Genomic DNA, 10,972 nt, shown 5'->3' with positions numbered 1-10,972 from the left:
TCGGCAGCCGCTCCGGACGCCTCGGCGCGGGCGACCGCTTCCTCGGTCCGCTTGCGGTCGCGCTCCAGCACCGGGCCGAGGTACTTGCCCGTGTACGAGCCCTCTACCTTGACGACCTGCTCCGGCGTGCCCGTCGCGACGATCATGCCGCCGCCGCTGCCGCCCTCCGGTCCGAGATCGATGAGATAGTCGGCGGTCTTGATGACGTCGAGGCTATGCTCGATGACGAGCACAGACTCGCCGGAATCGACGAGGCGATGCAGCACCTGAAGCAGACGGTCGACGTCGTCCATATGGAGACCCGTCGTCGGCTCGTCCAGAATATAGAATGTGCGTCCCGTGCTGCGCCGGTACAGCTCGGAGGCGAGCTTCACGCGCTGCGCTTCGCCGCCGGACAGCGTCGTCGCCGGTTGGCCCATGTTCATGTAGCCCAGGCCGACATCCATCAGCGTCTGCAGCTTGCGGTGGATCTTCGGAATGTTGCGGAAGAATTCCGTCGCGTCCTCGATCGTCATATCCAGCACGTCGGCGATGCTGTGCCCCTTGTACTTGACCTCCAGCGTCTCGCGGTTGTACCGCTTGCCCTTGCAGATCTCGCATGGCACGTACACGTCCGGCAGGAAGTGCATCTCGATCTTGATGATGCCGTCGCCGCGGCACGCTTCGCAGCGGCCTCCCTTGATATTGAAGCTGAATCGGCCTTTCTTGTAGCCGCGCACCTTGGCCTCGTTGGTGGAGGAGTAGACGTCGCGGATATCGTCGAAGACGCCGGTATAGGTCGCCGGGTTGGAGCGCGGCGTGCGGCCGATCGGCGACTGGTCGATGTCGATGACCTTGTCGATCTGCTCCAGTCCCCGAATTTCCTTGTACTCGCCGGGACGGACCTTCGCGCGGTTGAGATCCCTGGCAAGCGTCTTGTACAGAATCTCATTGACGAGCGTCGACTTGCCCGAGCCGGATACGCCGGTAACGGCCGTGAATACGCCGATCGGAACCTTGACGTTGACGCCCCGCAGGTTGTTCTCCTTGGCCCCGCGGATCTCCAGCCAGCGGTCGTCGGTCTTGCGGCGCTTCTGCGGCACGGCGATGAACTTGCGGCCGCTGAGGTATTGGCCGGTCAGGGAATTCTCGTCCTTCATGACCTCCTGCGGCGTGCCTTGGGCGATGACATGGCCGCCATGAATGCCGGCTCCAGGCCCGATGTCGATGATGTAATCGGCGGCCAGCATCGTGTCCTCGTCATGCTCGACGACGATGAGCGTATTGCCGAGGTTGCGCATATGCTCCAGCGTGCCGATCAGCCGGTCGTTGTCGCGCTGGTGCAGCCCGATGCTGGGCTCGTCCAAGATGTAGAGAACGCCCATGAGGCTGGAGCCGATCTGGGTAGCCAGACGGATCCGCTGCGCCTCGCCGCCCGACAGCGTCCCCGCCGCCCGAGACATGGACAAGTAATTCAGGCCGACATTGACGAGGAAGCCGAGCCGGCTGTTGATTTCCTTGAGAATGAGATTCGCGATCGTCCGGTCCTTCTGGTTCAAATCGAGCGATCCGAAGAAGTCTTGCGCGTCCCCGATGGACAAGGAGGTCGTATAGGCGATGTTCTGCCCTCCGACCGTAACCGCTAGACTCTCCTTCTTGAGACGCTGGCCTTTGCAGCTGCCGCAAGGCTTGGCGCTCATGTATTCCTCGATATACTCGCGCATGGAATCGGAGGCCGTGTCGCGGTAGCGTCGGGCCAGGTTGTTCACGACGCCCTCGAACGGCACATACGCCTCCTTGCGGAAGCCGAAGTCGTTCTCATACTGGAACTTGACCCGCTCCCCGCCCGTGCCGTACATCAGCTTTTTCATCTGCTCGGCGGTCAGTTCGCTGACCGGCACGTCCATCGGAATGTGGTAATGCTTGCATACGGCGGCCATGAATTGCGGGTAGTAGTTCGACGTGCTGCCCGCCCATGCCTCGAAAGCACCTTGCGAAATCGTCTTGCCCGGATCATGGATGAGCAGATCCGGATCGACGATCATCTTGGCGCCCAGGCCGTCGCATTCCGGGCAGGCTCCGAACGGACTGTTGAAGGAGAACATCCGCGGCGAAAGCTCGTCGATGCTGAAGCCGCAGATCGGACAAGCCAGGTTGGAGCTGAACAGCAGCTCCTCCTGATCGATGATGTCGACGATCACCTGGCCTTCGGACAGCTTGAGCGCCGTCTCCAGCGAGTCGGCGAGACGGGTCCGGATATCCTCCTTGACGACGATCCGGTCGACGACGACCTCGATGCTGTGCTTCTTGTTCTTCTCCAGCTCGATGCTCTCGCTCAGGTCGCGCAGCTCGCCGTCCACGCGGACGCGGACGAAGCCCTGCTTCTGGATGTCCTGCAGCAGCTTGGTGTGCTCGCCCTTGCGGCCGGAGATGATCGGGGCCAGAATCTGCAGCCGGGTGCGCTCCGGATATTCCAGGATGCGGTCGACCATCTGCTCCACCGTCTGGGACGTAATCTCGATGCCGTGCTCCGGGCAATGGGGCTTGCCGATCCGGGCGAACAGGAGCCGAAGATAATCGTAGATCTCCGTGACGGTTCCGACCGTGGAGCGCGGGTTGCGGCTTGTCGTCTTCTGATCGATGGAAATGGCGGGGGAAAGCCCCTCGATGGAATCGACGTCGGGCTTCTCCATCTGGCCGAGGAACTGGCGCGCGTATGCGGACAGAGATTCCACATAGCGGCGCTGCCCTTCGGCGTAAATCGTGTCGAACGCGAGCGAGGACTTGCCCGAGCCGCTGAGGCCCGTCAGCACGACGAACTTGTCGCGCGGAATCGTCACGTCGATATTTTTCAGGTTATGGGCTCTGGCGCCCTTGATCTCGATACGGTCGCTTGCCACAGGCTGGTACCCTCCTATATCCAATAGGGCGGCCGCGAAAGGCCGCTCCTTGCTGCTTCTATATTAGAGAGCGGCAGTGCCGCTCCTTTGAACAGGGAATCCCGCCGCTCCGCTCAGCTGTCTTCGGCCCGCAGCTCGAGAAGCGCGTCGCGCAGTTCCGCCGCCTTCTCGAAGTTGAGGTTCTTGGCGGCGTTCTTCATCTCCGCCTCCAGGCGGTTGATGACCTGCTGGCGCTCCTTCTTGGTGAGCTTGCCGGAGACGCCGGACAGATAGTCGGCCTTCTGCTCGGCCGCCTTCGTCGCCTCGATGACGTCGTGGATCCGCTTGCGGATCGTCGTCGGCGTCACGCCGTGCTTCTCGTTGTACGCTTCCTGGATGGAACGCCGGCGCTGAGTCTCCGAGATCGCGAGCTTCATGGAATCGGTGATCTTGTCGCCGTACATGATGACCCGGCCCTCGGAATTGCGCGCCGCCCGTCCGATCGTCTGGATGAGCGACCGCTCGGAGCGGAGGAAGCCTTCCTTGTCCGCATCGAGAATCGTCACCAGCGATACTTCCGGAAGATCGAGGCCTTCCCGCAGCAGGTTGATGCCGACGAGCACATGGAAGGTGCCGACGCGCAGATCGCGCAGAATCGCCATCCGCTCCAGCGTCTTGATGTCGGAGTGCAGGTAGCGGACCTTGATGCCGACCTCCTTGAGGTAGTCGGTGAGATCCTCCGCCATTTTCTTGGTCAGCGTCGTGACGAGCACGCGCTCGTCCTTGGCGATGCGGTCGCGGATCTCGCCGAGCAGATCGTCGATCTGCCCCTTCGTCGGACGGACCTCGATGATGGGATCCAGCAGTCCCGTCGGGCGGATGATCTGCTGGATAGGCTCTCCCGGAGCGGTCTCCAGCTCGTACGGGCCCGGCGTCGCGGACACATAGATCGTCTGCTTGTCCTTGGCCTCGAACTCCTCGAAGCGCAGCGGCCGGTTGTCCATGGCGGACGGCAGCCGGAAGCCGTGCTCCACCAGCACTTCCTTCCGCGCGCGGTCGCCGTTGTACATGGCGCGGATCTGCGGCAGCGTCACATGGGATTCGTCGATGACGATGAGCATGTCGTCCGGGAAATAGTCCATCAGCGTATACGGAGTCGCTCCCCGCTCGCGGAAGGTCAGCGGTCCGGAGTAGTTCTCGATGCCGGAGCAGAAGCCCATCTCCTGCATCATCTCGATGTCGTAGCGGGTCCGCTGCTCCAGCCGCTGCGCCTCCAGCAGCTTGCCCCGCTCGCGCAGTTCGGCCAGACGCTCCTCCAGCTCGCGCTCGATGTTGACAAGCGCGATCTTCATCTTGTCCTCGTGGGTGACAAAGTGGGAGGCCGGAAAGATCGCAACATGGTCGCGCTCTCCGATGATCTCTCCCGTCAGGACGTCGATCTCGGTGATGCGCTCGATCTCGTCTCCGAACAGCTCGACGCGGATCGCCCGCTCGTTGTTCGCGACCGGGAAGATCTCCACGATGTCGCCCCGCACCCGGAACGTGCCGCGCACGAAGTTGATGTCGTTGCGCTGGTACTGGATGTCGACAAGCTTGTGCAGGATCTGGTCGCGCCCCTTCTCCATCCCCTTGCGCAGCGACAGCACGAGGCTGCCGTACTCCGATGGCGAGCCGAGGCCGTAGATGCACGACACGCTGGCGACGATGATGACGTCGCGGCGCTCGAACAGCGAGCTGGTCGCGGAGTGGCGCAGCTTGTCGATCTCGTCGTTGATGCTGGAATCCTTCTCGATGTAGGTGTCGGTCGACGGGAGGTAGGCTTCGGGCTGGTAATAGTCATAGTAGCTGACGAAGTAGGAGACGGCGTTGTCGGGGAAGAACTCCTGGAACTCGCTGCACAGCTGGGCGGCAAGCGTCTTGTTGTGGGCGATTACGAGCGTCGGGCGGTTGAGCTTGGCAATGGTGTTGGCTATCGTATAGGTCTTGCCCGTGCCGGTGGCGCCGAGCAGGATCTGGTGCTTCTGTCCCTCCCGCACCCCTTCGACGAGCTTCTGGATCGCGCCGGGCTGGTCGCCCTGGGGCGTATAGTCCGACTTCAGGTTGAAAAGTTTCTGTACGGTATCGGCCATATGGCTCTGAAACACCTCGATTCCTCTATATATGAAGCTAAAGACCCGGTCCCAAAGACCCGGTATAGCAAGTGAAATCTACTATTATATGAATAATTCCCTATTTAACTGTATACCCCGGAGAGCCGATAAAGTAGACGTCCCCGAATTTCATAAGAATATTTGTTCCCATTCATTATACCGAGTCGTTTCTTGGCTTGCAATGAGAACACTTTGGCAATCCAGCCTGTTTCCGGACGCCCTCTCCATCTTCGGCAAGGGATTTATATCTATACCCGCAATCCTTTCTATAGGAACGCTTCTTCCGCCGCGGCGGCAAGACGTTCTGCCATATAGGGACCTACTCAAGGAGCGTGAACGGCCTCATGGACTTAACGACACTAATCGGAATCGCGGCAGGCATCGCCGCTCTGGTCGGCGGCTTCCTCTGGGAAGGCGGCGAAATGCACGGCCTGGTGGAAAAGACAGCCATCCTGATCGTCTTCGGCGGCACCTTCGCCGCCGTCGCCGTCAGCTTCCCCGCCTCCCGCCTGCGCGGCATTCCATCCGCCCTTCGCCTCGCCTTCAGCAAGGACGAGGATTCGCAGCAGCAGATCATCGAGCGCATGACCGAGATGGCGACGATCGCCCGCCGCGGCGGCGTGCTGGCGCTGGAGACGCATGCCGGCAAGCTCGACGACCGCTTTCTGCGCGAAGGCATCCTCATGGTCGTGGACGGCACGGATCCAGACCTGACCAAGGACATTCTCGAGCTCGAGATCGAGGCGATGGAGCGGAGCCATGAGCAGCAGGCCAAAATTTTCGAAAGCGCGGGAGGCTTCGCTCCGACAATGGGAATCATCGGCACCGTCATGGGCTTGATCAAAGTGCTCGGCGACCTGCATGATCCCGGCTCGCTCGGCTCCTCGATCGCCGTGGCGTTCACGGCTACGCTGTACGGCGTCGCTTCGGCCAATGTCGTCTACCTGCCGCTGGCTTCCAAAATCCGCTCCCGCAGCCAGGAGCAGGTGCATCGCATGGAGATGATGCTCGAAGGCATCATGGGCCTCCAGGCCGGAGAGAACCCGCAGCTGATCCGCAAGAAGCTGCAGTCCTTCGTCGTCCAGGACGAGCCGATGCGCAGAAAGCCGAAGGCGGCGCGGGACGCGGCAGAGGGAAAGGCGGACGGGAATGCGGCGGAGGTCTAGGCGGCGCGGCGCGGCCGCGGCTGCCCCGGAAAACCATGAGCGCTGGCTCATTACCTATTCCGACCTCATCACGCTGCTGCTGATTTTCTTTGTCGTGCTCTATGCCATGAGTCAGCTGGATGTCAAAAAATACGAGGTTCTGGCGCAGTCTCTCCAGTTCCAGTTCAACAAATCGGATGCGGTGCTGGACGGCGGCCGCGGAGTCGCCGGTCAAGCGATACAAGACGGCTCCACGCTTCAAAGCCCGGTTCCAGCCAAGCCTGTCGTCTCCAGCGCGGAAACGGGAAAGGAGCAGCTGAAGCGGCTGCAGGAGGAAGAGCTGCAGAACCTGCTGAAGATCATCCAAACCTATATCAAGGACCACAAGCTCCAGGACCGCGTCTACGTCGCCGACACGCCCAAGGGCATCGCCATCCGGCTGAACGACCTGTTCCTGTTCGACCTCGGTCGGGCGCAGCTCAAGAAAGAGGCGACGCCGGTGCTGGACAAGCTGTCGAGCCTGTTCAAGTCGCTGGACAACACCGTGAGCATCGAAGGCCACACCGACAACCTGCCCATCAATCCAGGCGGGCAATATGCCGACAACTGGGAACTCTCGGCCGCCCGGTCGCTGTCCGTGCTCCACTACTTCATCGGCAGCAGCAAGCTGGCCCCGACCAAGTTCGAGATAGCCGGGTACGCCGATACGCGGCCGGTCACCTCCAACAGCACGGAAGGCGGCCGCTCCAAAAACCGGCGTGTGGAAATCACCGTCCTGCGCACGAGCGCCGATGCGGCGGCTAAATAGAACGCCTCGGGCAGGACAGCGTTTCGGTCGTGAGGGTTGGACGCATCATACGGGTTGAACGCATCCTGCGGGCTGGTCGCCTTCTTGCAGGCTGCAATCAGATCTAAGGGCTCCTCAGGAGCCTTTTTTTTTTGCATTCCAACGACCTCTGATGCCTTGCTTTAAGGCTCGATATGAGCCTTATTGGCATCCTTTCAACTCCGATGAAGAGCCCTAAATCGGCATTGCTTTAACTCCGATAAAGCGCGCTAAGTTCCATACGGCCCCTGCCTCGCAGGGTTCGCCGGACCTCGGTTGGGGTAAGGATTGATTTAGTGGTAAAATGAAAGCATCATGCTTCGCAGAGAGAGGATGTTACGCTTGGACGATCTCATTATCCGCACGAGCAGCGGCCTGGTTCAGGGAGCCCGCGGCAAAGGAGTCCGATTCTGGAAGGGAATTCCGTTCGCGGAGCCGCCCGTCGGAGCCAGACGCTTCCGCAAGCCGCTGCCCGCCCAGCCATGGGAAGGAATGCTCCCGGCTGTCGAGCCCGGCCCGCTGGCGCCGCAGCCGGTCGATCCGTCCGGCGGAAGCTTCCGGCTCGTGCGCACCTCCATCCCGCAATCCGAGAATTGCCTGAACGTCAACGTGTGGGCGCCGCAGGAGCCTTCGGCCAAGCCGCTGCCTGTCATGGTCTGGATCCACGGCGGATCGTTCGTCACAGGCGGCGGCGGACTGCCGATCTATGACGGGACGGAACTTGCCCGCAGAGGCGGCCTCCTCGTCGTCACGACCAGCTACCGTCTTGGCGCTCTCGGCTTCCTGCATCTGTCTCCTTACGCCGACGGCTCGGATGCGGATGACGGTTACGTATCCAACGCCGGCCTGCTCGACCAGATCGCCGCGCTGGAGTGGGTGCAGGACAACATCGCCGCTTTCGGCGGAGATCCGGCTCAGGTGACCGTGTTCGGCGAATCCGCAGGCAGCATGAGCATCGCCGCCCTGCTGGCCCTGCCCGCTGCGAAAGGACTTTTCCGGAGAGCCATCCTGCAGAGCGGCGCCTCCCAGGCGCTTCCGGAACGGCAAGGCTCGGTGCTCGCCGGAGCCTACCTGCATATGCTTGGCATCGGGCCGGGCGAGCTGGACCGGCTGGCGGATATCCCGACGTCCGAGCTGACGCGAGCGGCGGACAAGCTGAAGCGGGCTGCCGGAGAATCCGCCGTCATGCTGTTCCAGCCGGTCGTCGACGGCAAGACTCTGCCGGACTTCCCGCAGAACTTGATCGAGGCGGGCTCCGCCGCCGGCATCGATGTTCTCATTGGCGTCAACCGCGATGAAGGCGCCTTGTTCATCCCGCCCGGCATGCCGCTTCTCTCCGACGAGAAGAACGCGCAAGCCTATGTCGCCGTGACGGGCGCGCCGGAGGCGGCGGAATGGACGCGCGGTTATCCGAGGACGACCGAAGGGCAGCAGCAGCTCATGACGGATCTCTTCTTCTGGCGCTCCTCCCTGCTGCTGGCGGACGCGCAGCTTCCGTACGCTCCCGTTTGGATGTACCGGTACGATTTCACTGTCGAAGGGCACGATGTGTTTGCAAAGGCCTTCCACGCGGCGGAGATTCCGTTCGTGTTCAACAATCTGGACCTGCTTCAGAATGTTGGTGTTGAAGTGAATGCGAGCATGCGCGTTATGGCGGAAAAGGTTCAGGACGCCTGGATCGCGTTCGCACGCACCGGAAATCCGTCGACCGCCGAGCTTGCTTGGCCGGCTTACGAGGCCTCCAGGCGCGCGACGATGATCTTCGACGCCGACAGCCGGGTCGAGCTAGATCCGGACGCGGAGAAGCGGCGGCGGCTGACCAAGAGGAGCTAGCCGTTGCGAAAAGCATTTCATGAATTTCGGGCTTAATTGGGGGGGCAGGTGGCTAGCCTTTAACACGTGACCTTCCCGTTGTAAATGTTCAGTTACTTCCTGACAATAAAAGTAGTCGGACTATCCTTCCGTTTTGTTGCGAAGAATTTTTGCTACTACGTATTTATGTGCGTAGAAAATAAATGAAGAAATTCTTGTAGCGGTAAAGCATCCCAACTATCGCTCACAAAAAACAGGTCAATCATGGTGGTATCTGACCATAATCGACCTGTTTGATGTATCGTCATAGCGTTATTTAGGTTACAAATTCAAGCAATGACGTACGCACAACAAATTCTAGATATCTTTATACGGGTATTACATGGGTTAGATGTATTATTGGTTGAATGTTGGGTTCATTCGGCACTAGGTAGCCCCCGCCAAAAAAAAAAGCCCTAAAGAAAATGAACTTTAGGGCAAAGCACGTTAGCTATAATGATTGAGGGAACAATTCCAAATATGTTCTGTACCACTCAGGGCGCTGCGCTTTAATTTGAGAAAGAACCTCTGCTAATGCAACCCCCTTTAACTGAGACAGCTTTTCATAATTTATTTGCTGCGTATTCAGCCAAATCTGACCTAAATACTCACCACAGCTAGCTGCAATCATCTCATCATAGCTATTGTCATTGGACAATTGTATTAAAATGTCCACTGTCTCAGTATCTTGAAAATTGATACCTAAATCAATTACTGCATCATCTTTTTCCGCATCTGATGCAGTTGGGTCTTTTAATATCTCTAAAAGTTTCTCTTTCTTCATAATATTTCACTTCCCTAATGGAATATGAGTACCGACACTCGACCCACCTATTTGTCCTGTAAATGGATTAATGTATGATGTCGGTGTTCCTTCAGCATCTAATCGAGCATCAAAGCGAGGTTGATTGCTTCCTGCTTCCAGTCCTGGCCTTGTACTTGTTTCAGGTTTCAGCTTCAACCTCCAACTAAATTTTCCATTGGCGTCTTTTACTCCCCATTGCTCGACGCCACCAGCAGTATCTTGTCTCACCCATCCCTTTTCTTGTGCCCAAGTTCTCAAATTAGCGGTGTTCTTAGCAATGCTTCCAGTGTCTTTAACTAAAGCATTTCCCGCACCCTGGGAAACTCTCATTTCCCGTAACATTAGCCGCTCCTGTTGGAGACTAGCAACGGAGGCTGTATTCCCACGAATAACTGTCGTCGGAAGTCTACCACTGGAACCTCCTCCGCTTGAACCGTTGACCGCTGGATTACCTCCAATCAAACTTCTAAAGTTCATCGAAGCTCCACTTCGGAAATCACGATCGAATCTTGCATGACCACTAGGATCAGTAGCGACTAAAGGATTATTCTCAACATAAGTATACTGATTCAAACTTAATGGATTCTTTATCTCCCCTTCATACGTATCTTCAATAATAAACCGCCCCACGCTCGGATCATACCAGCGTGCCCTCAGATACTGTATCCGAGCAATGGAGTCCCAGTATTCACCAGAATACAGGAATGGATTTGACTTCGTTTCTTTACTTGTGATGAGCCCGCCCCAAATATCGTACTGATACTGGTTTTGACTGGTGTTCCCTGTACTGTCACGGAGCTCCGTCACATCTCCGTGTCCGTTGAGCAATAGAGGACAATTGTTATTTACTCAACAAAAACTGGTTAGTGCAGTTGTTTTAACCACTTACAAGTATGATGCAAATGGCAATCTGATTAATAGAATCAAAGTCCCGGGGACAAAAATGGATCTACCCGTATATGAAGGCAATCGCTCTTTTAACCTCTCGGCATGGTGGATTAAACAATATGACATTAGAGGCATCCATCAAATCGTGAAAATTCAACCGAACAAAATGCTGAAGGTCAAAACTGCCGTCAATGTCCAGAGCTTGTATAAATCTAAGGTCCAGCTTTATGTCGACTATTACAATGCCACAGGACATTATTGATGCGACTGTTTCGGATCTGAGTCAAACGACGAACGGAGCTTTTCAAATAATGGAAACCCAAATCAACACACCTGAACAAGCCGCTTTGCCCGTTATTTTTCGCGCTCTGGAAGAAAATGCCGGTGGGATCATTTATGTAGAAGATGTTAATGACACTTATGGGTAACGAAGCGTTGTTTTCTATTTT

The 10,972-nt window shown here is 57.9% G+C and carries 7 protein-coding genes; 3 read left to right on the top strand and 4 right to left on the bottom strand.

Features of this window, described 5'->3' with window-relative positions:
- Nucleotides 1–2,879, bottom strand: a 2,879-nt coding sequence (gene uvrA / locus BN871_RS08575) for an excinuclease ABC subunit UvrA (protein ID WP_048745389.1), incomplete at its 3' end; no start/stop codon positions are given.
- A gap of 113 nt (nt 2,880–2,992) precedes the next feature.
- Nucleotides 2,993–4,987, bottom strand: coding sequence for an excinuclease ABC subunit UvrB (uvrB, locus tag BN871_RS08570; protein ID WP_048745391.1), 1,995 nt, complete (start codon nt 4,985–4,987; stop codon nt 2,993–2,995).
- A 365-nt stretch (nt 4,988–5,352) separates the two neighbouring features.
- Between uvrB and BN871_RS08565 the strand changes: the two genes are divergently transcribed.
- From BN871_RS08565 to BN871_RS08555, 3 genes are all read left to right on the top strand, one after another.
- Nucleotides 5,353–6,174 (top strand): flagellar motor protein, encoded by an 822-nt coding sequence (locus tag BN871_RS08565; protein ID WP_048745388.1) that lies wholly within the window; start codon nt 5,353–5,355, stop codon nt 6,172–6,174.
- Nucleotides 6,158–6,961, top strand: coding sequence for a flagellar motor protein MotB (locus BN871_RS08560; RefSeq protein WP_021882146.1), 804 nt, complete (start codon nt 6,158–6,160; stop codon nt 6,959–6,961). The genes BN871_RS08565 and BN871_RS08560 overlap by 17 nt, the downstream gene beginning before the upstream one ends.
- Before the next feature lie 360 nt (nt 6,962–7,321).
- Entirely contained in the window at nt 7,322–8,812 is a 1,491-nt protein-coding gene (locus tag BN871_RS08555) for a carboxylesterase/lipase family protein (RefSeq protein ID WP_048745387.1), read from the top strand.
- A gap of 469 nt (nt 8,813–9,281) precedes the next feature.
- Here the strand turns inward: BN871_RS08555 and BN871_RS26160 are convergent, their stop codons facing one another.
- Complete coding sequence (locus BN871_RS26160) at nt 9,282–9,614, bottom strand: hypothetical protein (protein ID WP_021882035.1); 333 nt, start codon at nt 9,612–9,614, stop codon at nt 9,282–9,284.
- Nucleotides 9,615–9,620: 6 nt separating this feature from the next.
- Nucleotides 9,621–10,442 carry an RHS repeat-associated core domain-containing protein gene (locus BN871_RS29885; RefSeq protein ID WP_307721826.1) on the bottom strand — a complete coding sequence of 274 codons (822 nt, stop codon included), beginning with the start codon at nt 10,440–10,442 and terminating at the stop codon, nt 9,621–9,623.
- Nucleotides 10,443–10,972: the final 530 nt, after the last annotated feature.

Origin of the sequence: Paenibacillus sp. P22, assembly GCF_000469945.2 — a bacterium.
Lineage (GTDB): Bacteria > Bacillota > Bacilli > Paenibacillales > Paenibacillaceae > Paenibacillus_O > Paenibacillus_O humicus.
Note: the sequence above shows the minus strand (reverse complement) of the source record. Positions and strands in the feature narration are given on the sequence as shown.